The following is a 23,411-nucleotide window of genomic DNA, read 5'->3' on the forward strand; positions in this document are numbered from 1 at the left end:
TCTCTGCCTATAGTAGAGCTTTTTATTCTATCTTCCAAGCGATTTGTTATTAGCATCATCGCATTTTGCGTTCTAGCTTCCAGCTGATTTACTGCCCGCACATGCACGTAAGATTTATAGATCTTAGTGTATAGATCAGCGCCAAACATCGAGATGATACCTAGCACTACGATAACAAACACAAGCTCTATAAGGGTAAAGCCTCTTTTCATCTCGCGCTCCTATTAGTTATGTAGTCTAGTGACGGTTGTCTGAACGCCGACGCCGATATTAGATAAAAATGCTTTTAAAACAACTGATTTGGCAGTACCATCTTTAGCTACGGCGTCGTTTAGATCCGTAGCAGCAACCCTAACCATCTTTATATTAGTAGGGGCGGCGGACTCGTCGTTAGGTAGATCTCTAAGAACACCTCTTATATCAGTACCAGTAGCATACTCCGCCGCACTAAAAGGCTCTGTTACATAATCCACATCGACATTAATCCTAGTATTAAGGATAAAATCACCCTTGCTACTAGAACCCACCAAATTACCGACTGTTATATCCGTCGTGAACCGGTCGAAATCGTCGATATCATTATATCGACCACCTCCAAAAGAAATTGCATTGTTACCCCTGCCAAATTGCCTTTTTGTAGCCGGAGCTTGAGCACTGACCTCGCGCTTACTAGCCTCATTTAAAATTCCTGGCCTAGCTTCCAAAGTGCTATTATCCGATTTCATCGACGGATTTACCGTTAGAATTCTCTTCATGCAGCTTGCATCACCTCCGCAGCTAGCATCTGCTGCGTATGCGCTATCCCACTGCGCTTTAGATATACGAGACATAAAAGCTTTAGCGTTATATACAAGCTCCTCTTTGATCGCAAGGGCATTTAGCTCGGTGGTTTGCGCGACGATACGAGGGATTGCCATCGTCGTAATCGCCAAAATCACGATAGTAAAGATCAGCTCGATTAGAGTAAAACCTTTTTTCATCTTACATCCTTTCTTTAAAATTTTGAAATTACGGAAACGCAAACTTACTCTGCGTTATCGGCGCTAATTATACTATTGTTAAACTTAAATTTAGAATTTATCGCGTAAATTTTTTTGGTTTACAAAGATTTTTAAGCCCGAACGTACAAAAATTTTAAAGAAATTCCATTTTTAAATTTGAACGCAGAATTTAAGCTTGCATTTACTCAAAGACTATAAAATTACGAGCTAAATAAATTCCAAGGATTTTTTATGACAAATCTAAGTAAAATTCTATCCGCTCTCCTATTTATCGCGTTTATCGGCGGCTGCAGCGGCAAGGGCGACGGCGAGCTTTTTAATCTAAGCCCTGAGGCATGGTATTCTAAAATTTTAGAAGATATCAATAACGCCAGCATGGAGGATGCCGAGAAGCACTACACTAGCTTTTCTAGCGAACACATCGCCTCTCCGCTGCTTGAGGAGATGACACTCATTATGGCGTGGGCTTTTGTGGAGGATGAAAACTACGAGAAAGCAAACAAATACCTAGACGAATATATCCGCCTCTACGGCACGACGCAAAAGATCGAATACGCAAGATTTCTAAAAATTAGAGCAAATTTCGATTCCTTTAGTCGCCCAAATCGCAACCAAAAGCTAATGCTAAACAGCATCGACGAAATTCGAAAATTTATAGCTGAATATCCACAGAGCGAGTATCGTCCGCTACTTGAGACGATGCTAACAAAGCTTAGGCTTGCCGAGCATCAGCTAAATATCGACATCAAAGACCTTTACCAGCGCACCGACCGCGAAAGTTCTGCTAAAATTTACGAGCAACGCATCGAAGAGTCCCCGTTAAACGGCACCGACATCATCAAACCGCGCTCGCCTTGGTACCGCGCGATTTTTGAGTAGGAGGAGCGATGCAACTGATGCAAAATACAACCTTCCCTAGCGATCTGCCTATCATCGTCGAGGACGAGCTATTTTTATATCCATTTATGATAGCGCCCCTTTTCATCGGCGACGAGCATAACAAAAAAGCCCTCGATCTAGCCGCCAAAAATGAATCTATGATAATGGTCGTAAGCTCAAAGTCGGAATTTAGCGGCGATAGAAGCTTTGGCGGTATCTATAACGCAGGTGTCGTGGGCTCCGTGATGAGAACCGTGCCGCTTCCCGACGGTCGGGTTAAAATTTTATTCCAAGGCGCGCTAAAAGGCAAAATCGTAAAAGAAATTTCGCAAGATCCGCTGGTCGCTACCGTCGATATCATCCACGACGAGCGCGGCAACGATCAGAAATTAGACGCGCTGGTAAGCGTGCTAAAGGAAAAAACCAAGACGCTTAGCACTCTTACGCATTTTTTCCCGAACGATCTGCTAAAGACCATCGACGACGGCACTGACGCCGCGCGCGTTTGCGATCTGATTTTAAGCGCACTGCGTCTAAAAAAGCAGGTAGCCTACTCGTTTTTTACCGAGAGCAATTTGCAAAAGCGCCTTTTCAACCTCATCAACTACATCTCCGACGAGATCGAAGCGCAGAGGCTCGAAAAGGAGATCAAAAGCAAGGTTCATTCCAAGATCGACAAGACGAACAAGGAGTATTTTTTAAAAGAGCAGCTCAAACAGATCCAAAAGGAGCTCGGCGGCGACGCCGATCGCGACGTCGAGATCGAGGAATACCGCAAAAAGCTGGAAGCCAAAAAGCCCTATTTGGGCGAGGATGCCTACAAAGAGATCAAAAAGCAGATCGATAAATTTGCCCGCCTCCATCCGGACAGCGCCGATGCGGGGCTAGTGCAGAGCTATCTGGACTGGGTTTTGGAGGTGCCTTTTGAAAAGACTGCTAAGCACAAGATGTCTATCGAGGGCGTCACCGCGCAGCTAAACAAAGACCACCACTCCCTGAAAAAGCCCAAGGCGCGCATCGAGGAGTATTTCGCGCTAAAGCAGCTTTTGGAGCTTCGCGGCACAAGCGGCAAAAAGAGCAAAGAGGACGGCAAAAACGGCGGCGCAATCCTGTGCTTTTACGGCCCTCCCGGCGTAGGCAAGACGAGTCTTGCAAACTCTATCGCGACCGCGCTTAAGCGCAAACTTATCCGTATCGCTTTGGGCGGGCTTGAGGACGTAAACGAGCTGCGCGGACACCGCCGCACCTACATCGGCGCGATGCCTGGGCGTATCGTGCAAGGCCTCATCGAGGCAAATCAGATGAACCCCGTCATCGTGCTTGATGAGATCGATAAAATTTCAAGCTCATACAAGGGCGATCCGACGGCGGTTCTGCTTGAAATTTTAGACCCCGAGCAAAACTCGAGCTTTAGGGATTACTATCTAAATTTTAACATCGATCTTAGTAAGATCATCTTTATCGCTACGGCGAACGACGTATCTCTCATACCTGCGCCGCTGCGCGATAGGATGGAGTTTATCGAGCTTAGCTCATACACGCCGCAGGAGAAATTTCAGATCGCTAAGGACTATCTGATCCCTCAGGAGCTGCAGCGCCACGGGCTCAAATCCGCCGACGTAGCGATCAACCCCGCCGCCCTTTCCGAGATCATCGAAGAGTACACGCGCGAAAGCGGCGTGCGAAACCTGCGCCGCCAGATCGCAGCGATCTTCCGTAAGGTCGCGGTTAAAATTTTAAAGGACAAAGAGTTTAAAAAAATCGTCGTAACGACGAAAAATTTAAGCGAATTTCTAAATAAAAAGGTTTTCGAGATCGACGAAGTCGAAAAGTGCGATCAAATCGGCATCGTAAACGGGCTTGCGTGGACTGCGGTAGGCGGCGACGTGCTCAAGATCGAAGCGGTCAAGATCAAAGGCAAGGGTGCGATGACGATCACGGGCCAGCTTGGCGACGTGATGAAAGAATCCGCGCAGATCGCCTTTAGCGTCGTAAAGGTGCTTATCGACGAGGGCAAGCTCAAAGCGGCTCAAGACGCGAAGGCGGGCGCGGCAAAAGCCCCGCGCGGCGGTAAAAGCTCCGCATTGCGCGCAAATGGCGGCGCGTCTAAAAGCTCGGCGGCGCGAAATTTAGGCGCAGAGGAGAATTCCGAAAGCTCAGAGCAGATTTATAACAAATTCGACCTTCACATACACGTGCCCGAGGGCGCGACGCCGAAGGACGGACCGAGTGCGGGTATCACGATGAGCACGGCGATCGCGTCGATTTTAAGCGAGCGCAAGGTGCGCGCAGATCTTGCGATGACGGGCGAGATCACGCTAAGCGGCAAGGTGCTGCCGATCGGCGGGCTTAAGGAGAAGCTCATCGCCGCGCACAAAGCCAAAATCGCCGAGGTTTTGATCCCGCGCAAAAACTACGAGCGCGACCTAGCAGAGATCCCTGACGAGGTCAAAAACGATCTGAAAATAACGCCGGTAGATCGGATCGAAGAGGTGCTGAAGCTGGCGCTCGTTTAAATTTAAAGCGCCGTTTTAAATTTAGCCGCGCGCTTCGGCGGAATTTTAAAATATTTATAGCGGCGTGAAATTTCGCCCGTGTGAAATTTTGCCTGCATAAAATCTATCTGCATGTATTAAAATTTTTCAAATACTTGCAGTAAATTTCATATCCTGTTTGAGGGTGGCGTGAAATTTTATTGCGTAGCGACGCATTGACGCGCTTGCGGCAAAATTTCTCGCAGTAGTTACGATGAACGTAAAATTTCGTAGAATTTCGCATACGCGCGATCACGTAATGCTGTAAAATTTTACAACCATTTAAAATTTCAGCTTCGCTTCTAGCGCAAAATTTTATGAAATTTACCTCACAAAAGGAATAAAATGTTTGATTTTAAAAAAGAGTTTAGACAGCTTTACGCGCCAAAACAGGTCCCGCAAATTTTAACCGTCTCGCCTGCAAATTTCGTCTGCATCCGCGGCGAAGGCGACCCGAACGAATCAGGCGGCGCGTATCAGTGCGCGATAGAGGTGCTTTACGCCGTGAGCTACGCGCTAAAAATGAGTTACAAAACCGATTATAAGATCGATGGCTTTTTTGAGTACGTCGTACCACCCCTAGAGGGGTTTTGGCGACAGAGCGGCTCGGCTTGCGGCGCTGCAGACTACGCTAGAAAGAGCGATTTTAGCTGGATTAGCGCGATTAGACTGCCTGATTTTATCACGCGAGAAAATTTCGACTGGGCAGTGCAGCAGGCTGCTTGGAAAAAAAAGCTAGACTGCGGCGCAGCGGAGTTTTTGAGGATAGATGAGGGGCTTTGCGCGCAAATTTTACACATAGGTAGCTTTGACGACGAGCCCAGAAGCGTTGCTAAAATAGACGAGTTTATCGCCGCAAACGGCTATGCAAAGGACTTTGGCGAGCAAAGGACGCATCACGAAATCTACCTAAGCGACCCCAGAAAAACCGCGCCGCAAAAATGCAAAACGATAATTAGACTGCCAATTAGAAAAATTTAGCCGTTTTTTAGCCAAATTCGACTTATATAAAAGCAATACACTATAAGCTTTAGCATATCGTAAATGTCAAAATTTATTCCATAAATCAAGAACGTTAAGCTAAATTTAGAATTTATTTCATTTTTACGTAGCCTCATAAATTTTATCATCTCTTTATTTGTTTCAAATTTTAAAATTTACAAAATTCTACTAGTTGCAAACATTGCCCAACAAACTCCGCAGAACCCCAAATTTAACCCCAGCTTAAGCATAAGATTATATACTTTGGCTTTAAATTTAAGGCGGCAAATGAGATCTCAGAGCGAATTTTTCGGCGTTTTCATCACGCTTCTTGGCGGCGTATTATGGGGCTTTAGCGGGGTTTGCGGGCAGTATCTGTTCACGCAAAAGGGCGTCAGCGCCGACTGGCTCGTGCCCTACCGCCTAGGCCTCGCCGGGCTTGCGATGGTAGCGTATTATGTCATTCGCTCGCCGCGCCTAGCCTTTGCACCGTTAAAAGATCGCGCGCTGTTGCCACAGCTGCTCATCTACGCATTTTTTGGGCTTATGATGACGCAGTATTCGTACTTTTGCGGCATCGAGCTCTCAAACGCCGCCGTCGCGACCGTGATCCAGTACTCCGCCCCCGCGCTCATCCTCGCCGTCGTTTGCTTTTTACAGCGGCGCGCGCCTAAAAAGGTCGAGCTCATCGCGCTTATTTTAGCGGTGCTCGGCGTCGTGTTACTCGCCACTCACGGCGATCTGGGCTCGCTTGTTATCAGCGCAGAGGCGCTGGTTTGGTGCCTGATTAGCGCGCTTGGCGTCGTGGTTTACAGCCTCATCCCAACGAAACTAAATCAAAAATACCCCATTGCGCTAAATTTAGGCTGGGGCATGGTCATCGGCGGCGGCGCGCTCGCGCTTTACACGCGGGTTTGGCAGCTAGGCGGCGTGAGCGACGCGCAGGGCTTTGCGGCGCTTGCCGCGGTGGTGATTTTAGGCACGATATGCGCGTTTAGCTTTTACATGACGGGGCTAAAGATAATAGGCGCAAGCAGGGCGAGCATGATCGCGTGCATCGAGCCGGTAAGTGCGGCGGCGTTTGCCTATTTTTGGCTGGGTACGGAGTTCGTGTTTCTTGATTTTGCGGGCTTTACACTCATAATCTCGTGCATATTTTTGCTGGCTAAAGATAGGAAAAAGGCGTAAATTTGGAGGAGAGATGATCTATTTGGCGCAGACCGATACGACGGCGGGATTTTTGAGCAAGGATTTTCGCGAGATAAACGCGCTAAAACGCCGAGCGGCGGACAAACCCTGCCTCATAACGACGGCAAAGCTTAGCGAGCTAAAAAATCTCGCTCGCGTGCCCGCTAAATTTAAAAATTTAGTGCGTCGCGCGAGAAAGACAACGTTTTTATACCCAAACGCCAAGGCCGTGCGCGTCGTAAAAGGGTGCGCTCACGAGGAGTTTTTGAGGCAATTTGACTGGCTTTACTCCAGCAGCGCAAATTTAAACGGACAAAACTTCGACGAAACCTGGGCGAAAGGGGCGGCGGATCAGGTCGTGGATCAAAATTTCAGCCAAAACGCAAGCTCGAAAATATATAAAATTTCAAAAACTAAAATTTTGCGGATTAGATAGAGCTGCCGATTAAAATTTACGCGCGCAAAGAGCGCTCAAAAAGAGATGCTAGTTTATAAATTTAAGCGACTGTGTAAATTTAAATGGCTCTTATAAATTTCACGAACCGTAAAATTTCGTCATATATAGACCGCGCAAATACCGTCTGGAATTTTAAACAATTGCGAAAAGATCACGGCAGACTCGCAGAAAAATCGTATAAAAAGCTATAATCCCCCACATTGCTTTCAAATAGTAAAATTCCTGCCGTTTTCGGAGCCGTAAAATTTCGCTATTGCTAGCTTTTGAATGAAATTCTATCGTCAGATACTCAATCAAAATTTTATCGCGGCTGCTGCAAGCAGTTTGCGATCAAAATTCTATCATCGCTGATTGTATATCAAAAGTCCCGCCACCGCTGCCTCACCGCCACTTCCGCCACTACTGCCCTATCTCCACCGCTACCGCAGCAAGCGCCGCAAAGTCGCCCACGTAGCTCACGCCCTTTAGCTGCTAAACCTATGTGCAAAGTACAAGCGCACGCCCTCCCATTACTGCGCCACGACGGCAGATCCGCGATAAAATTTCCGCCGCCGCGCAACGTGTGTCAAGCCAAACGCTGCAAATTTTAAAATTTAAACCGCCTCTCGCCGCGCGGCACCGATAAATTCCAACCGATAAATTCCAACCGATAAATTCCAACCGATAAATTCCAACCGATAAACTCCGCCGACTAGTCCATCATTCCCGTATAAAACATAAATTTTCATGAATTTAACGCCGCCTTTCTTGCTTTATATTAAAATTTCGCTAAAATTACCGCATTAAATTTGAAGCGCAAACGGCTTAGCTTAAACCGCTTGCGAGCAAATTAAATCCATTCAAGGAGCTTTTATGAGCGGTGTTGCGTTAATCATCTGCTTCGCCATAGCGGTCGTCGTGATGATTTTTTTGATCTCCAAAGCAGGCGTTCACCCATTTTTGGCGCTAATGCTTATCTCCCTGGCGCTCGCGATCGTCGCGGGCATACCGCTAGCCAAGATCCCCGCGATTATCGGCGACGGATTCAGCGGCACGTTTAAGAGTATCGGTATCGTCATAATCTTCGGCGCGCTCATCGGCACCGTGCTCGAAAAGACGGGCGCGGCGCTCAAACTCGCCGATATGGTCGTAAACGTAGTCGGGCAAAAGCGCCCCGAGCTTGCGATGCTCATAATGGGCTGGATCGTAGGTATCCCCGTATTTTGCGACAGCGGCTTCGTCGTTTTAAACCCGATCCGAGAAGCGATCAGCAAAAAAATCGGCGAAAATCCGGTCGCTCTTGCAGTAGCGCTCTCGGGCGGACTTTATGCCTCGCACGTATTCATCCCGCCGACTCCCGGACCGATCGCCGCAGCAGGCGCCGTGGGTCTAGGCGGCAATCTACTGCTCGTAATCGCAATGGGCGCGGTAGTGTCCTTGCCGGTGCTGATCGCTACATACTTTTTTTCAAAAAAAGTCGCTAAAAATGTCCATATAAGCGAGGCTGAAGCGAATGAAGTCATCGCAAAAAGCTACGACGATCTGCTTAAACAATACGGCAAATTGCCAGGCGGATTTTTAAGCTTAGCCCCTATTTTGGTGCCGATCCTATTTATGGCGCTGGGCTCCGTCGCCAAGATCCTAAAAGTAGGCGGATTTGCAGGCGAAATTTCGCAATTTTTAGGAAATCCTATCATTGCGCTAGCCTTGGGCGTAGTTTTTGCGGTATTTTTGCTCGTACAAACCGGCAAATTAGGCGAATTTAACGAGATCACAAACGAATCCTTAAAGATCGTAGGTCCGATCCTCTTCATCACCGCAGCGGGCGGAGTGCTGGGCAAGGTCATCACCGAAGCGGGTTTCGTAACATATATCAAGGACAATGCGACCGCGATTAAGGCCGCGGGGATTTTCTTTCCGTTTTTAATCTCGGCTATCCTAAAAAGCGCGCAAGGAAGCTCCACCGTGGCGATCATCACCACCGCTTCGATCATGGGCGCATTTAACGCGGACGGCTCGCTGATGCAGGTACTGGGCTTCACCTCCGAAATGTCCGGCGCGCTCGTCGTAATGGCGATCGCAGCGGGCGCAATGACCGTTTCGCACGCTAACGATAGCTACTTCTGGGTCGTTACGAATTTCAGCAAGATGAACCCGCAGCAAGGCTACCGCACACAGACCATGCTAACCCTAATTATGGGCATTACGGGTATGATCAGCGTGTGGATTTTGTCGCTGTTTTTGATCTAGCGGCTCTAAATTTAGGGCAATAAAAGCCCGCCGTCGCGCTTTAAATTTTACTGCGCGGGGCGGGTCGGCTTTTTTGCTCTAAATTTACACAGCCCCAAGCGCTCTGCCCTCGCCGCTTAAATTCTATCGCGCGAGCGCGCCTTGCCGTTTAAAACGGCGGCGGTTTAAAATTTTCCTCATTTCCCAATACAGCGACGCGTAAACTCTTCAAAGCTAAATTTAGGGCTAAATTTATTAAAATACCAAATTAAAAAGCGGCTTTCGCAATATCCGCGCAAGCCCCGTCTGAAAGGAATTTTATGAAAGTTTTGGTTGTGATCGATTCGTTTAAAGGCTCTCTTAGCTCGCTTGAGGCGGGCAACGCCGTAAAATCAGGCATCGAAAAGCTAGGCTGCGAGGTGCTCATCAAACCTATCGCAGATGGCGGCGAAGGAAGCGTTGAAGCCCTTGCCGACGCGCTAAAAGCTAAGTTCATGGACGTTATCGTAGCAAACCCTTTAGGCGAAAAAACGCCCGCGCGCTACGCCTTAAAAGGCGAGCTAGGCATCTTAGAAATGGCGTCCGCATCAGGTCTGCCACTCATCGAAAAATCGCGCCGTAACCCGCTAAAAACGAGCACTTATGGCTTTGGCGAGATGATAGCGCATGCGATCGCACACGGCGCGCGAAAGTTTATCATCGGTATCGGTGGAAGTGCTACGAATGATGCGGGCATGGGGATGCTACGCGCGCTCGGTTTTAAATTTAAAGATGCAAATGGCACAGAGCTTGCGGGAGCGGGCGAGGATCTGATTAAACTCGCCACGATAGATTGCACTTCGGTGCTGCCGCATCTTAAAGAGTGTGAGTTTCTTATTGCCTGCGATGTGGATAATCCGCTCTTTGGCGAAAACGGCGCGGCATATATTTACGCTCCGCAAAAGGGCGCGGATGCAGCGATGGTAAAGCAGCTCGATGCAGGACTTATAAATTTTGCAAGCGTCGTAAGCAAGCACCTCGGACGCGAGCTTTGGAATAGCCCCGGAGCAGGAGCTGCCGGCGGGCTAGGCTTTGGCTTTGTGAGCTTTCTAAACGCGACGCTTAAGCCGGGCATCGACATCATCACCGAAGAGATCGGACTGGATCGCGATATGAAAGACGCCGAGCTCGTCATCACAGGCGAAGGAAGACTCGATTTTCAAAGCTCGATGGGCAAAACCCCCTGCGGTGTCGCAAAGATTGCCGCTTCCTACGGCGTGCCCGTAATCGCGCTGGCAGGCGGCATCTCGCCCTGTGCCGGCGGCTGTAATGAGCGGGGTATAGGCGCATTTTTTTGCATCCTAAACGAACCGATGAGCCTTGAGCGCGCGATGGAAAAAGAGACCGCGACACAAAATTTAGCCCGCGTCGCCGAACAAGCGGTGAGATTGTTTCTGCTAGGGCGCAGCGCCAAATAGGGATTTTGGACTGAAATTTCAAGACACGGGCGCTAAAGCTTGCAGAGAGTGCAGTGTGTATGCGCGGCAGGTGCGGTCGCTAAATAAGGCGGCGACTGCTCGCAACAGACAAGCACGACAAAGTGCGGCAGGAGGCGAGCATGGCGAAGAAGCGAAATTTTATACAGGATAGATTTGTGCGCTTTAAAGGCACGGCGCAATCTTGACGCAGATGCGGTGATGCGCAGCTTACAAGGCATAAAAATATACGCGAAGAAGCAGGCGAGAGCCACAACGATGGACGTTGGTAAAACGGCGGCTTGCGGCAAGGATACGGGCTATGACGCGCATGCGCGGCGAGCAAATACCGCGCGCAGTTTACGACGGGAAGCAGAATTTCATCCGCCGCAGACCGCGGTAAGTAGATAAATTTTGCATTAAAACGTAGCTTTGCTGAAATTCTAGCGCATTTGAAGATACGAAGTGATCGGATGAGAGTTAAGACAGCGGGCGGCTCGGCGGTGACGTAGCGGCGTGAAATTTTACGGCGCAAAAATTTATTTTGCCGCGCGTTATATACGCAAGGCGCGATCTAAAACTCATTTCCAATCAAGCGGCTCGCGTACCCTCGCAATACATACCTCAAGGCGTGATTAAAACAGACAGAATTTTAAAATTTATGCCGTATTCGTAGCCTATGGAATTTGCAACGTAAATTTAAAAGCAGCGATCCGCCCTATGAAATTCCGTTTCGAATTTTAGCCCGCGATATGTCCATTTTGAGGCAAAAAAAGGCCGCTTAATCGCAAGATCGCGCTTCTTGCAAAGATGACGGCGACGCATTACTCCGCTCGCTCGCAAAGCTCCTCAGCTTTCCGATGACGCTTTGATGAGGAACGGGCCGTGTCTGCGTAAATTCGTATTATTGGGATCGCGGATTTGCTTATCGCTAAATTTAGTGCGGATGCGGTCTCCGTACGCCGCTACGACAGAGCTGGGCTTGCGTTTAAATTTGCTCCGATCGCGCTGTGTTTTACGATAAAAATTTATGAAATTTCATTTTCGGTCGGCGCCGCAAAATTTTATAAAGCTCCATTTTAAAATTTTCAGCACGGGCACGTACCGATCAGGTCGTCAAGCTAAAATCAAATCTTAAAATTCTAAGCGGCGAATGCAGAAAACCTTCGCGCTTAGCGCATCTACGGCGACAGTGCGGGCGCGCTAAATTTATTGCTTTTAGAACGCAAAAGATGCGCAGGCGCGGGCAAAATTTATTGATTTTAGAGTTTAAAGCATCGAATTCGCGCGTCTAGGCTAAATTTTAAAATTTAAAGCGCGCGACGCTTCGGGCGCATCCACGCGACTGCAAGCGCTCATAAAATTCGCCCGAAGCAAGGTTGTAAAACCGCGGGCGGGCGCAAAATTTATCGCCGCAAAGATCAAAACCGCGAAAGCAAAAAGGCTCCACGAGCGCTCGCTGCCGCACCCGCCCGAGCAAATTAAAATCACGTGATCCCGCCTAGCCGGCATACGCGGAGTGCGCCGCTGCGGGCATTTGCACTTAAATCCGGTGCGATCGCAATGCGGTTTAAAACTGCGCCTGCTTAAATTCGCGCCGTTTCGGTTCGCTCGCAATCACATCTCGCCGCAGTAGCGCTTTAAATTTGCGCCGCCGCGATTTGTGCGCATTCAATCGCTACGACAAGGGTAAAATTTCAAAATCTAGGTCCATACGCGCCGATTTGCGCGCCCAAAATCGCTCGGATCGAATTTACGCTACCGCAATCCGCGCAGATTAAAGCGCCGCCGCTTAAAAGCGCAAAATTTACCTCTCAAACGGCGACGCGAAATTTCGCTAAAATTTCATCTCTTAATTCAGCGCGCGATTTATAAAATTTCGCCCTCGCCGCGCCCCGAAATCTGCGGCTTAGGCAGCGCCAGGCTCTTTGCGGTCTTACTAAAAAGTATCAGGTCTTCGGTGCTTTGCACGCTCCACGGCAGGCGCGAGAGCGCGAATTTGAAAATTTCAAAGCAGGAAACGGCGTCGCTAAATGCGCGGTGGTGGACGTTTTGTACGCCTAAAAGCTCTTTTAACGAGCCGAGCCCGTATCTTTGCGCCTCGATCGTGCGGCGCGCGAGCTCGACGGTGCAGAGCCTGCGATTTAAAAGCATTCCAAAGCCGCATTTTTGCAGGCTCGCGTCGATGAAGCCGTAGTCAAATTTGACGTTGTGCGCCACAAAAACGCTATCGCCCAAAAATAACCTAAACCGCTCCAGCACGCTAGCTAGCGGCGGTGCGCCCACAAGATCGTCCGCGCGGATACCGGTAAGCTCCGTGATATTTTCGGGCACGACGGGCGCATAAACGAAGCTTTCAAAGCGATCCAGCTCCTGCGTGCCGCGCGTTTTTATCGCGCCGATTTCGATGATCTGGCCGTTTGAGAGCCCGCCGTTCGTCTCTATATCTACGAAGCAAAAAATTTCATCCGAAATATCCGTCTCGCGGGTTTTGAGCGTGATTTTGCCGTTGTCGAGTTTTATTATCTCTATGCCCAGCGCCCGCCACATCGAGAGGTCTTTTGGCTCGAAAAGCTCGGTAATTTCGGCAATATCGCTTGCTTTTGAGATAAAATCGTAATAATTTATGCTCTTTTGAGCCAGTAAATTTATGAGATTTTCGATTCTATGCGTCAAAATTTTACCCCTGTGCCGCGCCTAAATTTTAAGCGCACGGATCGCCTCCGCGTAGTCGTTTGAAGAAAATATGTAATTGCCCGCTACCACGACGTCGGCGCCGGCTTCATCGATATCTGCGATATTTAGCCCGTTTACGCCGCCGTCGACCTCAATGAGGCATTTTGCGCCTTTGCGATCGATCAGCTCGCGCAGCTGCTTAATTTTCTCAAGCGCCGAGGGGATAAATTTCTGCCCGCCAAAACCTGGATTGACGCTCATCAAAAGCACCATATCGACCTCGCCCAAGATAAACTCCAGCGCGCTAAGCGGAGTGTGCGGATTTAGCACGACTGCGGGCGAGACGCCGCTGCGGCGGATATGATCTATGAGGCGCAGCGGATGGGTCTCCTCCTCGATGTGAAAGCTAAGAAATTTCGGCTTTAGCGGCAAAAAAAGATCGACGAAAAACGGCACGTTTTTAACCATCAGATGGATGTCTAAAGGCTTGCTGCTCGCCTTTGCCGCGGCGCTTGCTACAAGCGGTCCGATCGTGAGATTGGGTACGAAATGTCCGTCCATCACGTCTACATGAATGAGATCGGCGCCCGCTTCGCAGACTGCGCGAATTTCCTCCGCGAGCCTGCCGAAATCCGCCGATAAAATGCTGGGTGCGACATACATTAAGATTCCTTTAAAATTTCAAGATGCGAAATTTTACTTAGTTTTGTCATAAATTTCGCTAAATTTAAACCGCAGCGGATTTTAAGCATAATTTGAAATTTTTTCGCTATAATCACCATTTATTTTAATCATCAAGGATTTATTATGGCAAGAAGATGCGCAATCACCGGCAAAGGTGCGATGGTAGGCAATAACGTTAGCCACGCAAATAACAGAACCAAAAAGAAATTCCAGGTCAATCTACGCACCATCCGCGTTCAGCTAGAAGACGGCTCAACCAGACGAATCAAAGTCGCCGCCTCAACTCTACGAACTATGAAAAAACAATCAAAATAACCTCTTAAAGAGGAATTTATGTCTGTTTTGGACAAGATCAAGCGATTCCTCGACTGGTCCGGCTCGACTAAGCCGGACATCAACCTCTACACAGAAATTTACGACCAGCTACGTCCTTTTCGCTTACCGCTTATAACCATTGTGCTGATGATGCTAATCGGCACATTAGGCTATGTCTTTATAGCGGGCTTTTCGCTCGTGGATGCCTTTTATCAGGCGGGTATGACCTTCACGACGGTAGGCTTTACCGAAGTAGCGCCGATATCGCCCGCAGGTAGAATTTTTACCGTCTTATTCATCCTCATGGGCTTTGGAACCTTTTCGTTTTGCCTGGGCGTCGTCGTCGAGGTCATAAAAAACGGCAAACTTCAAAATTTACTTAGGGAACAACGAATGATCAATAACATCGCAAGGCTCAAAAACCACTACATTATCTGTTACAACAACATCTACTGCGCTGAGCTTGCCAAGCAGTTTCGCGAAAACCACCTACCCTTCGTGGTGATCGATCCAGATCCGAATTTAGCCAAAATCGCCGAGGAAAACCGCTACCCCTACTTCATCGTAGGCGAGCCGCACGTGGAAACCACGATGCTAAAAGCCCACCTCTCATCGGCCAAATGCGTCATCACCTTGGCTTCAAATTTAGCCGATAATATCGCAATAATCTCGCTGGTGCGCCTATACGAAAAGGAGCTTGGTCGCATCACTCCCTACTTCATCATGGCAAATAGCAATGATGACAGCGACACGCAGAGGCTAAAAAAACTCGGCGCAAATTCTATCGTCTCGCCGTCCAAACTCGCGGCACAAAGGCTCTCTGCGATCAGCGTGCGCCCCGATATGGAAAACATTTTGGAGCGATTTTTGTATAAAAAGGACTCTCTCATTGATATCGAAGAGATCACGGTGCCCGATTTTTCGTGGATCCGCTTCAAGCGCCTAAAAGAAACTCGCTTGCGCGATTTTACAAACGCCGACGTCGTGGGAATCAAAGAGCCCAACAGCCGCTTTATCCCGATGCCAGATGGCGACTACCTCATCGGTACTGGGGTGAAATTTTTAGTCATCGGCACGGCAGAGGGCATCCGCAACACTAAAAAACTCATCCGCAGCAAATACAAGCCACAGGAGATGAGATATGTTTAAAATAACTAAGCTTGAGGGCGGTTTGCAAAACGTCGAAGGCTTTTATTTCGACGGCATGAATTCGGGCTTTAAAAAAGAGGGGAACGATCTGGGATTTATCCGCGCGGACGAGCCCTTTGCCGTAAGCGCGATCTTTACGAGCAATAAATTTCAAGCCGCGCCGATTAGGCATTTCAAAAGGGCGCAAGAGCGCGCGGGCGGGGAGCTTAAAACAAATTTTATCCTCGTAAATTCTAAAAACGCAAACTCGATGACCGGGGAGCAAGGAATCGCCGATATCGATGAAATTTTTAGCGAGCTTGGCAAAAAGACCGCTCTGATAAACCCCGTCATGAGCTCCACCGGCGTCATCGGATACCGCCTTAAAAAGGAAAAAATTATCGCCGCCGCGCAAAATTTTAACCTCTCGGCACGAAACTCGGACGCCCTAGCCACCGCCATTATGACGACAGATACGATAAAAAAGGAGCTTGCATATGAAATTTCTTTAGAAAACGGCGAGAAATTTCACATCGCGGCCGTTTGCAAGGGCGCAGGTATGATCAATCCCGCGCTTGCGACCATGCTCTGCTTCGTCCTAACTGACGCAAAAATACCGCGCGCGGATATGGACGAGCTACTACAAAAGGCGGCGGAGCAGAGCTTCAACACCGTAAGCGTCGACGGTGACACCTCCACCAACGATACGATTATGCTCTGCAGTAGCGCCAAATGCGCCTACGAAAAGAATGCTTTCGCCTCCGCGCTAAACGCCCTGACGCGCGAGCTTGCGCTAATGCTTGTAAAAGACGGCGAAGGCGCAACCAAGCTGGTGCGATTTAGGGTAAGCGGTGCCGCAAACGCCCAGGATGCCCGCAGGGCGGCAAAGGCGCTAAGCAATTCGCCGCTTGTTAAAACGGCGATCTTCGGCGAAGATCCGAATTGGGGTCGCATAGCCTCCACCATAGGCGCCTGCGGTATCGAATGCGACGAAGAAAAGCTGCGTATCAAATACGACAACGTGCTGCTTTATGATGCGCAAAATCGCGAGCTGGACGCCGCGCGCGAGGCTGCGGCTCACGCCGTAATGCAGCAAAAAAGCTTTACGATCTGGTGCGATTTAGGGCTCGGAGAGGGCGAGTTTAGCGCGTACGGCTGCGATCTTAGCTACGACTACGTAAAAATCAACGCCGATTATAGATCATAAAGATTCACAGCTTACTCTTTCATAATAAAAATCTCGTCTCGAAAATAGCGAATAGCAGCAGGGCTTTAAAGCTCTGCTCTTAAAATTTTATCATTTAAATTTGCCTGTTTTAAATTTTTAAAGGCTAAAAATTTTACCTCTTAAAATCTGGAATCTCATGCGTGAAATTCAGTCTAAATTCGATAGCTGAAATTAGGTTTTAAGCGCTTTATTGATATACTTAAATAAATTTTTCAAAGGAGTAAAGCATGTTTCATGAATACAGAGATTTAATCACTGAGTTAAAAGGCAAAAACGCGCGATTTGATTCGCTTTTTGAGAAGCACGATGAGCTGGATCACAAGATCGCCGACGCACAAGCCGGCAGAGTGCATATGAGCGATCTGGAGATCGATGCGATGAAGAAGGAAAAGCTTCGCATAAAAGATGAGCTAGGCACCCTGCTAGCGCAATATAAAGCCGAAAAGGCAGATAAATAAAGTTGCTTGCGGCGAAATTAAGATTCAGCAGAGTGCTAGCAAGGCTTATTTCGCCGCCAAGCTTTAATCCGCGTTTAGAATTTTTTAATCGTAATAAGTTTAGCCGCTTAAATTTGCCGCGCGCGATAGAGATATTAAAACAGCGCGCCAAAATGAGTTAAAATTTATATCGCACGCTTCACCATATTGACACCACTAAATAATTTTTACGTATCGGCTACATCACTGCATATACCAACAATGCGGTATTAGCGCAATCAAATATAATTCGTTACGGCTCTCTATCGCCCTTTCCGCTTCCAAAAATATCTCTTGCTGAATGCGTTTTGCGCTGTAGCGCCTTGCAGCCTGGCTCTTAAATTTTACTTTGCAGCGAGCATTTTCTAGTAAATTTCAAATCTTGCGTTTTGCTTGTTGCAGGCGCAATACCTATTTTTAAAATTCCGCATTTCGAAGGAATCTAAAGTAGCGCTAGAATTTTAAATTCCCGTTCGCGCTAACCGCTAAATTTCAAATTCGCAGACTCCGACCAAGCGCTAGTTTATGCTAGAGCCTGCTTTAATCTCTTCAAAGAATTTAGCCAAGCTTGCTTATTTTAACCCGCTTCGTTGAGCTTTAAAAATTTAGATTATTTCTTTGATCGTATCGGATAATGCCTGCCGCCACGGAATTGCTCAAGCCACCCTATTTGCTATATGCGCAATTAAAAGCGGCGCTAACGCGGAATTAAATAGTATAAGTGAAATCTGTAAAAGGTGTGAAATTTAATCATAGAATTTTAAGCGCCAAGAATTTGCGATAGAATTTCGCCGCGCAAATCAAATCCCAAAGCTAGCCTAGCCTACTCGAAAACCTTCGCTTCTAAGCCATGTAGCCTTTGCAAGCCGATATCGATATATTCGTTAAGCTTCTCATTATTTTCCAGCAATTTGTCGTAATAACTCTTGGCTCTTTCTCTCGCGGTCGCATCAGGCTCGATATACTTTAGCCCGCTTTTGAAAAATCCTTTGGATTCCACAAAATAGATCGAGTGGATCTTCTCGCAGTGCGATAGCCCTGCTTCAGTGTAGTTTAAAATCGATTCGTACGCGATGTTGCCTAACAGCTCTTGCAGTCTATTTGCGGGATTTTTGAAAAACTCGGCGAACTCCTTATACGGCGTAAAAACCTGATCCAGGTTTTTCATCGCATCGCCGTAGATACCCTTTTTCAGGCGAAACATCGTCATTTCTTGAGAACTTACAAACTTCTCTATTGCTTTTATCGTATCGTTTTTATTCACTGAATTTTCCCTTTTAAAATATGAAACGCTCGGATTATATCGTTTGTTTTATAAAAATCCGTTAAAAATCGGTTAAATTTTGCCCTAGCGTTTTAGCTAAGTTTCTTTGAGCGCTTTTTATTAAATTTCCCGCCTCAGCCGCCGCACTTCTCGCACAATCCTCGCACAAGCACACTTTTGACATTTTTTTGTGGCAAAGCTGGCATCGAAATCTCCTCCATTTTATGGCAGTTTTCGCAGACAAAATACGCTTTTGCGCCGTCGGTGAGCTCATAAAAGCTTTTATGATTATTTTCGCTGGTAATTATCAAATTTTTCTCTTCCAAAAGCGCTATATTGCGATATATCGTGGTTTTATTAGCACCCGTTTGTTCTACTAGTTCATCGTAGCTTACCGGGCATTTTTTCTCGCTTAGGATCTGCACGATCTGCACTCTAAGCGCTGTAGGAGCGATATCGTGACTCGCTAAAAAATCTTTGGGATCCATTTTACGCCTTTTTTAAAATTTAAGCGATGATAGCGAAATTTAGATAAATTTATATTAAGTTGCAACTAAGTTGCTTTTGATATACTTCCGCAATTTTTTTTGGAAAGGAATTTTATGAAAAAGCTTATTTTCACGCTTTTATCAGCTAGTTGCGTAGTATTCGCCAAACCTACGGTCACCACGACCATACTTCCTACGAAGTATTTTGTTGAACAAATAGCAGGTGATACCCTGCAGGTAAATACGATGGTCGGCAAAGGCGCTGATCCACACACATACGAGCCTAAGCCTTCGGAGATGAAAATGCTAGAAAATAGTGATCTGTATTTTGCAGTCGGTATAGAATTTGATGAAGTCTGGCTACCAAAGCTTGCCGCATCGTATCCGAAGATGAAGATAATCCGCACAGAAGATGGCATCACTAAAATGGCTATGGCAGAGCATCACCATCACGACGAACATGATCATAGCGCGCATCACGATGATCACGATCATGACGCGCATCATGAGCATGGTGACAAAGACCACGAGGCGCACGAGCACCATCATCATCACGACGGCCTAGACCCACATATCTGGCTCGATCCGCAGCTTGTAAAAATTCAAGCTAAAAATATTAAAGACGCGTTAACCAAACAGTATCCTAAGGATGCTAAAATTTATGAAGCAAATTTCGATAAATTTGCCAAAAAGCTTGACGAGCTGGACGCTTACGCAAAGCAGAAATTAGCGGGCGTCAAGGGAAAGAAATTTATGGTTTATCATCCGTCTTGGGGCTATTTCGCGCACCGATACGATTTGGAGCAGATCGCAGTCGAAGTGGAGGGCAAAGAGCCTAAGCCTGCGGATTTAGCCGAGCTGATCGAGGAAGCCAAAGAGGAAAAGATCAAGGTGATTTTCGTCGCACCGCAGTTTTCCAAAAAGGCAGCACAAACCATCGCTGCACAAACAGGCGCAAAGGTGATGGAGATTGATCAGCTGCCGCTAGATTGGTATGAGACAATGAAAAAGACGATCGACATTTTCGGAGAAAATTTGTAGTTGATGAAATTTATTAAAATTTTACTTTTATCCGCGATCTTTAGCTCGCGGATATTTGCGTGCGCTCTGTGCGCCCTATACACGCCTACTGCGCACGTTAGCATTACCCCTGTCGCACAAGACGGCAAGATCGTGAGCCTGCATTTTTCGTGGCTTTTCTCTCAAAATTTTACCGACGTCATAATGCAGACCTACGATATAAATTCCAATGCCAAGCTTGAAAATAGCGAGCTTGCCGAGATAACCAAGGCGATGACCGATTATCTAACCCCCAAAAACTATCTTTGCGAGGCGGAATTCTACGATCAAGCGCCAAAAAACGCAAAGCCCGCGCTTAGCAACCTCGTAGGCACGCAAATCAAGGGAAATTTTAAAAACGCAATAAGCCTCGTCAAAAAGGGCAGACTCGTGTTTGAGTTCGATCAAAAGGTCGGCTTCGAGCTGCGAAACGGCCGCGTTCTTAAAATTTCCATTAACGACGATCAGGGATTTTTCAATTTCAAAATGCTTGACGACAAGCCCATTAATCTAGGCGAGGGCTTTGTAGCGAAGCCTAATTCAAATTTAGCCACCACTTTTATAGAATTTAGCGGCGAAAAGCCAAAGATCGCAGATAAAAAACCGCCAATTTCAGGCGCGCTGGACTCCGATTTAGCGCAGGATAGCCTTGCATCTAGCGAGCAAGGCCTTGCGGGCTCAGAGAGCAAACTTGCGCAAGGCGGTCAAGATAAACCGAATGCCAGCTCGGCGCGCAAATCAAACCAAAGATCCGTCGGCGACATCGTTTCGGAAGCTGCAGCAGAGGCGCAAAAAAATATAGCCGCTTCGGATACTATCGCGCAGATTAATAAAGCCGCCAAAAAGGACGCGCAGGTAAAAGGTGGTCCCGCAAATTCCGACCGCCTTAGTAGCGAAAGCTTAAAGGTCGCTGCAAAAAACAGCGAAAATGCCGCAGCTTCTTTAGGCGATGATTCAAATTTAGCGCAAAATAACGCGAGCAAAAACGGCGCCACATCCGACAGCGACGAGATTTCAAGCGAGCAGCACAAAGAGGTCTCGCTGGGATTTGTCGCGCAAAAGACGATGGATTTTATGAAAAGCCTCAAAACGGCGTTTCGCGCAAGCAGCGAGCATGCAAGCGCAAGCACCATCCTATGGGTCTTGGCGCTTTCTTTCATATACGGCTTTTTCCACGCGGCGGGTCCTGGGCACGCGAAGCTGCTAACGGCGAGCTATTTCTTAGCCCATGGCGGCAGCTACGTCAAGGCCTTTGGATTTGCCCTTAAAATCGGGCTTCTACACGTACTAGGAGCACTCGTTTTAGTAAGCGCGAGCATGTTCGTGCTGCAAAACGTTGCAGGGCTCGTCTCTGCAAACTCCGCCTCGATCACAACGAAAATTTCGGCACTTCTGATCATCGTCATAACGGCGCTCATCATCTACGACAAAGCTCGCCGCGTAAGATCGGGCGCCCACCACGATGCGGGCTGCTCCTGCGCCGCTTGCGCTTCCGCCGCAAATACCTCAGAGACGGGCGCCCACTTAAAAAATACGGCATTTACAAACGCCGGGGATTCCGCTCACGCAGCGTCAAAGAGCTATAAATTTTCTAAATTTAATATTCAAAGTGACGAATCCGCGCAGCATTTAGATACTGAAAATTCGGGCGCCACAACGGCAGAGCTAAATTCAAATTTAAATTTAAACGCAAGCCTAGAGGAAAACTCGTCTAGCCAAAACGAGCAAAAACAGACTTTGAATTCTACAAATTCCAAAAACCAAACCTCGTCTCGCTCGCTACAAAATGGCGCGACTGGCGGTGGCGAGAAAGGGCGAGAGTGGCTTATCGCGCTTGCTGCGGCGCTCGTGCCATGCCCAGGCACGATCCTGATTTTCGTGCTTGCCTTCAGCCTCGGAAGCTTCGCGCTTAGCGTCGCAAGTGCGCTTTTCATCGGTTTTGGAATGAGCGTCGTGATATTTTTAGCCGCGCTTTTCGGCGCGAAAGCAAACGAACTAAGCTCAAAGCGGCTCGTAAGCTTGAAGCTATACGTCGAATTTTTGGGGCTTTTCGTGATGTTCGGGCTCGGGATTTTTATGTATTTCATCTCAGACAGCCTCAGGATACTGTGATCGCAAAATTTAAACGCAAATTTCAAAGGCGGCTCGCGTGAAATATAAGTTTACGCGATACGTTAAATTTTAAATCCGGTGCGAATTGTTTTCAGAATATTAAGATTTTAAAATTTGCGCCGCACGGACTGCATAAATTAAGCTCCGATCTCGACCATTCAATTATGCGGCGGAATTCGCTCTTTATGAATTCCGCTAAATTTCGCTACAATACGGGCGAAATTTTTATCAAGGATAGATATGTCGCCTTCTTTGCAAGATGCTATTTCACAGACTTTAATCGAACAAAAAGCGTGCGCTAGAGTTTTTAATAGATATTACTACCTCAGTATAGCCGCCTTTTTTGCGGTCCTGTTCGTATTAGTGTTTCTAAACGGCGTTAAAGCAGACACTCCTCTAATAAAAATTGCCGAATTTTCGAGCGTCTTGATCCTTTTTCAGATCTTTTGGATATTTCTTATGCATTGCGCCAGTCAAGAAAGCGAAGCGGAAATTCGCTACTATAAATTTTACAAAGAGATATTCGTCCGCGCCGTAATAAACGATATAGATGCCAGTTTAAAATACGATCCATATACCGGCATGCAAGAAGAGGAATTTCAAAAATTTAGAATTTATAGGAAATCTAGGATCAAAAGCGAGGATCGGATTGCGGGCGCGCACTGCGGGATTAAATTTAGCCTAAGCGAGGTACATAGTAATGGTAGGTTTTACATGAAAACGGATAATCCGCTCATAGCGGCGATTATGTTGATCAAAATATTCTACGATAACTATATGGACTTTGACGGCAACGTACTGATCTGCGAGCTCGCGAAAAAAACCTCGGGTAAAACGATAGTGGTAAGCAGGGAGCTAAACGCCAAGATCTTCGGCGAAAAAGAGATGATGGACGATGTGGATTTTATGCGCGATTTTCGCGTGTTTGCGGATGACAAAGTGGAAGCGCGCTATCTGCTAACGCCCGCGTTTATGGAGCGTCTGCGCGAAATAAATCGCGAAACGAGCGGCGAGTTTAGCTTGAGCGCGGTATTTATGGATGAGCACTTATATCTATTTTTAAAAGGTGCGCCCGATCTTTTTGAAACTACTCTTTTTGATAGGCCTGCTAGCATAGAGCTCGCGCGCGAATACCAAACGCAGATCCGCAAAATTTTAAGCCTAATCGAGACACTAAAACTCTCAAACTAGCAGGACGCATTACGGCTTAAATTTTGTATTGGCTGAATTTAGGCCAGGTGGAATTTTTAACGAAGCGTAGTTTCGACAAAAACGTAAA

The 23,411-nt window shown here is 47.4% G+C and carries 23 protein-coding genes; 16 read left to right on the forward strand and 7 right to left on the reverse strand.

Translation table 11 applies throughout. From position 1 onward, the window contains the following. Positions 1-212: prepilin-type N-terminal cleavage/methylation domain-containing protein (locus tag Q0340_RS05000; protein ID WP_298082421.1), on the reverse strand; the 212-nt coding region annotated here is incomplete at its 3' end. A 12-nt stretch (positions 213-224) separates the two neighbouring features. Beyond that, on the reverse strand, positions 225-980 hold the full coding sequence (locus tag Q0340_RS05005) for a type II secretion system protein (protein ID WP_298082422.1): 756 nt from the start codon (positions 978-980) through the stop codon (positions 225-227). 252 nt (positions 981-1,232) lie between these two features. On the opposite strand from Q0340_RS05005, the gene bamD reads away from it, so the two are divergent. The 5 genes from bamD (at position 1,233) to Q0340_RS05030 (ending at position 7,019) form a co-directional block, all read left to right on the forward strand. After that, positions 1,233-1,880, forward strand: coding sequence for an outer membrane protein assembly factor BamD (bamD, locus tag Q0340_RS05010; protein WP_298082423.1), 648 nt, complete (start codon positions 1,233-1,235; stop codon positions 1,878-1,880). Positions 1,881-1,888: 8 nt separating this feature from the next. Continuing rightward, complete coding sequence (gene lon / locus Q0340_RS05015; RefSeq protein ID WP_298082424.1) at positions 1,889-4,396, forward strand: endopeptidase La; 2,508 nt, start codon at positions 1,889-1,891, stop codon at positions 4,394-4,396. A gap of 363 nt (positions 4,397-4,759) precedes the next feature. Next, positions 4,760-5,395 carry a GyrI-like domain-containing protein gene (locus tag Q0340_RS05020; protein ID WP_298082425.1) on the forward strand — a complete coding sequence of 212 codons (636 nt, stop codon included), beginning with the start codon at positions 4,760-4,762 and terminating at the stop codon, positions 5,393-5,395. Positions 5,396-5,683: 288 nt separating this feature from the next. Further along, on the forward strand, positions 5,684-6,583 hold the full coding sequence (locus tag Q0340_RS05025; RefSeq protein WP_298082426.1) for a DMT family transporter: 900 nt from the start codon (positions 5,684-5,686) through the stop codon (positions 6,581-6,583). 13 nt (positions 6,584-6,596) lie between these two features. Beyond that, positions 6,597-7,019: a Sua5/YciO/YrdC/YwlC family protein gene (locus Q0340_RS05030; RefSeq protein ID WP_298082427.1), complete on the forward strand. Its 423-nt coding sequence runs from the start codon at positions 6,597-6,599 to the stop codon at positions 7,017-7,019. Positions 7,020-7,633: 614 nt separating this feature from the next. Here the strand turns inward: Q0340_RS05030 and Q0340_RS05035 are convergent. Further along, positions 7,634-7,768 carry a hypothetical protein gene (locus Q0340_RS05035; protein WP_298082428.1) on the reverse strand — a complete coding sequence of 45 codons (135 nt, stop codon included), beginning with the start codon at positions 7,766-7,768 and terminating at the stop codon, positions 7,634-7,636. A 124-nt stretch (positions 7,769-7,892) separates the two neighbouring features. Between Q0340_RS05035 and Q0340_RS05040 the strand changes: the two genes are divergently transcribed. The 4 genes from Q0340_RS05040 (at position 7,893) to Q0340_RS05055 (ending at position 11,785) form a co-directional block, all read left to right on the forward strand. After that, positions 7,893-9,269, forward strand: coding sequence for a GntP family permease (locus Q0340_RS05040; protein WP_298082429.1), 1,377 nt, complete (start codon positions 7,893-7,895; stop codon positions 9,267-9,269). Between the two features lie 299 nt (positions 9,270-9,568). Next, complete coding sequence (locus tag Q0340_RS05045; RefSeq protein WP_298082430.1) at positions 9,569-10,705, forward strand: glycerate kinase; 1,137 nt, start codon at positions 9,569-9,571, stop codon at positions 10,703-10,705. 174 nt (positions 10,706-10,879) lie between these two features. Further along, entirely contained in the window at positions 10,880-11,113 is a 234-nt protein-coding gene (locus Q0340_RS05050; protein ID WP_298082431.1) for a hypothetical protein, read from the forward strand. A 510-nt stretch (positions 11,114-11,623) separates the two neighbouring features. Next, positions 11,624-11,785, forward strand: a complete 162-nt coding sequence (locus tag Q0340_RS05055) for a hypothetical protein (protein ID WP_298082432.1) — start codon at positions 11,624-11,626, stop codon at positions 11,783-11,785. A gap of 786 nt (positions 11,786-12,571) precedes the next feature. On the opposite strand, the gene Q0340_RS05060 is transcribed toward Q0340_RS05055, so the two are convergent. Both Q0340_RS05060 and rpe read right to left on the reverse strand, forming a co-directional pair. After that, positions 12,572-13,378: a 3'-5' exonuclease gene (locus Q0340_RS05060; protein WP_298082433.1), complete on the reverse strand. Its 807-nt coding sequence runs from the start codon at positions 13,376-13,378 to the stop codon at positions 12,572-12,574. A gap of 21 nt (positions 13,379-13,399) precedes the next feature. Then, the gene (gene rpe / locus Q0340_RS05065) at positions 13,400-14,041 is read right to left on the reverse strand and encodes a ribulose-phosphate 3-epimerase (protein WP_298082434.1); all 642 of its coding nucleotides are present in this window, start codon (positions 14,039-14,041) and stop codon (positions 13,400-13,402) included. Between the two features lie 144 nt (positions 14,042-14,185). Between rpe and rpmB the strand changes: the two genes are divergently transcribed. The 4 genes from rpmB to Q0340_RS05085 all read left to right on the forward strand — a co-directional run bounded on the left by rpmB (position 14,186) and on the right by Q0340_RS05085 (position 17,191). Next, positions 14,186-14,377: a 50S ribosomal protein L28 gene (gene rpmB / locus Q0340_RS05070; RefSeq protein WP_040304421.1), complete on the forward strand. Its 192-nt coding sequence runs from the start codon at positions 14,186-14,188 to the stop codon at positions 14,375-14,377. Between the two features lie 18 nt (positions 14,378-14,395). Continuing rightward, positions 14,396-15,526 carry a potassium channel protein gene (locus tag Q0340_RS05075; protein ID WP_298082435.1) on the forward strand — a complete coding sequence of 377 codons (1,131 nt, stop codon included), beginning with the start codon at positions 14,396-14,398 and terminating at the stop codon, positions 15,524-15,526. Next, complete coding sequence (gene argJ / locus Q0340_RS05080; protein WP_298082436.1) at positions 15,519-16,712, forward strand: bifunctional glutamate N-acetyltransferase/amino-acid acetyltransferase ArgJ; 1,194 nt, start codon at positions 15,519-15,521, stop codon at positions 16,710-16,712. Before Q0340_RS05075 ends, argJ begins: the two co-directional genes overlap by 8 nt. A 248-nt stretch (positions 16,713-16,960) precedes the next feature. Further along, the gene (locus tag Q0340_RS05085) at positions 16,961-17,191 is read left to right on the forward strand and encodes a YdcH family protein (RefSeq protein WP_177387402.1); all 231 of its coding nucleotides are present in this window, start codon (positions 16,961-16,963) and stop codon (positions 17,189-17,191) included. An 841-nt stretch (positions 17,192-18,032) separates the two neighbouring features. Here the strand turns inward: Q0340_RS05085 and Q0340_RS05090 are convergent. Together Q0340_RS05090 and Q0340_RS05095 are read right to left on the reverse strand one after the other, a co-directional pair. Next, complete coding sequence (locus Q0340_RS05090) at positions 18,033-18,473, reverse strand: hypothetical protein (protein ID WP_005873131.1); 441 nt, start codon at positions 18,471-18,473, stop codon at positions 18,033-18,035. A 134-nt stretch (positions 18,474-18,607) separates the two neighbouring features. Further along, positions 18,608-18,961, reverse strand: coding sequence for an HTH domain-containing protein (locus Q0340_RS05095; RefSeq protein WP_298082437.1), 354 nt, complete (start codon positions 18,959-18,961; stop codon positions 18,608-18,610). A 114-nt stretch (positions 18,962-19,075) separates the two neighbouring features. Here Q0340_RS05095 and Q0340_RS05100 point away from each other — a divergent pair, with 114 nt between their 5' ends. The 3 genes from Q0340_RS05100 (at position 19,076) to Q0340_RS05110 (ending at position 23,323) form a co-directional block, all read left to right on the forward strand. Beyond that, entirely contained in the window at positions 19,076-20,002 is a 927-nt protein-coding gene (locus Q0340_RS05100; protein ID WP_298082438.1) for a zinc ABC transporter substrate-binding protein, read from the forward strand. Positions 20,003-20,005: 3 nt separating this feature from the next. Beyond that, positions 20,006-22,132: a DUF1007 family protein gene (locus tag Q0340_RS05105; RefSeq protein ID WP_298082439.1), complete on the forward strand. Its 2,127-nt coding sequence runs from the start codon at positions 20,006-20,008 to the stop codon at positions 22,130-22,132. 240 nt (positions 22,133-22,372) lie between these two features. Beyond that, a complete protein-coding gene (locus Q0340_RS05110) occupies positions 22,373-23,323 on the forward strand; it encodes a DUF3137 domain-containing protein (RefSeq protein ID WP_298082440.1) in 951 nt (316 codons plus the stop codon). Positions 23,324-23,411 lie beyond the last annotated feature (88 nt).

It is taken from the genome of uncultured Campylobacter sp., from assembly GCF_938045595.1.
Lineage (GTDB): Bacteria > Campylobacterota > Campylobacteria > Campylobacterales > Campylobacteraceae > Campylobacter_B.

What these genes read in the sequence shown, in the direction of transcription:
- Q0340_RS05005 (WP_298082422.1), bottom strand. Translation starts at nt 980, where the DNA reads ATGAAAAAAGGTTTTACTCTAATCGAGCTGATCTTTACTATCGTGATT.
- bamD (WP_298082423.1), top strand. Translation starts at nt 1,233, where the DNA reads ATGACAAATCTAAGTAAAATTCTATCCGCTCTCCTATTTATCGCGTTT.
- lon (WP_298082424.1), top strand. Translation starts at nt 1,889, where the DNA reads ATGCAACTGATGCAAAATACAACCTTCCCTAGCGATCTGCCTATCATC.
- Q0340_RS05020 (WP_298082425.1), top strand. Translation starts at nt 4,760, where the DNA reads ATGTTTGATTTTAAAAAAGAGTTTAGACAGCTTTACGCGCCAAAACAG.
- Q0340_RS05025 (WP_298082426.1), top strand. Translation starts at nt 5,684, where the DNA reads ATGAGATCTCAGAGCGAATTTTTCGGCGTTTTCATCACGCTTCTTGGC.
- Q0340_RS05030 (WP_298082427.1), top strand. Translation starts at nt 6,597, where the DNA reads ATGATCTATTTGGCGCAGACCGATACGACGGCGGGATTTTTGAGCAAG.
- Q0340_RS05035 (WP_298082428.1), bottom strand. Translation starts at nt 7,768, where the DNA reads ATGAAAATTTATGTTTTATACGGGAATGATGGACTAGTCGGCGGAGTT.
- Q0340_RS05040 (WP_298082429.1), top strand. Translation starts at nt 7,893, where the DNA reads ATGAGCGGTGTTGCGTTAATCATCTGCTTCGCCATAGCGGTCGTCGTG.
- Q0340_RS05045 (WP_298082430.1), top strand. Translation starts at nt 9,569, where the DNA reads ATGAAAGTTTTGGTTGTGATCGATTCGTTTAAAGGCTCTCTTAGCTCG.
- rpe (WP_298082434.1), bottom strand. Translation starts at nt 14,041, where the DNA reads ATGTATGTCGCACCCAGCATTTTATCGGCGGATTTCGGCAGGCTCGCG.
- rpmB (WP_040304421.1), top strand. Translation starts at nt 14,186, where the DNA reads ATGGCAAGAAGATGCGCAATCACCGGCAAAGGTGCGATGGTAGGCAAT.
- Q0340_RS05075 (WP_298082435.1), top strand. Translation starts at nt 14,396, where the DNA reads ATGTCTGTTTTGGACAAGATCAAGCGATTCCTCGACTGGTCCGGCTCG.
- argJ (WP_298082436.1), top strand. Translation starts at nt 15,519, where the DNA reads ATGTTTAAAATAACTAAGCTTGAGGGCGGTTTGCAAAACGTCGAAGGC.
- Q0340_RS05085 (WP_177387402.1), top strand. Translation starts at nt 16,961, where the DNA reads ATGTTTCATGAATACAGAGATTTAATCACTGAGTTAAAAGGCAAAAAC.
- Q0340_RS05095 (WP_298082437.1), bottom strand. Translation starts at nt 18,961, where the DNA reads ATGGATCCCAAAGATTTTTTAGCGAGTCACGATATCGCTCCTACAGCG.
- Q0340_RS05100 (WP_298082438.1), top strand. Translation starts at nt 19,076, where the DNA reads ATGAAAAAGCTTATTTTCACGCTTTTATCAGCTAGTTGCGTAGTATTC.
- Q0340_RS05105 (WP_298082439.1), top strand. Translation starts at nt 20,006, where the DNA reads ATGAAATTTATTAAAATTTTACTTTTATCCGCGATCTTTAGCTCGCGG.
- Q0340_RS05110 (WP_298082440.1), top strand. Translation starts at nt 22,373, where the DNA reads ATGTCGCCTTCTTTGCAAGATGCTATTTCACAGACTTTAATCGAACAA.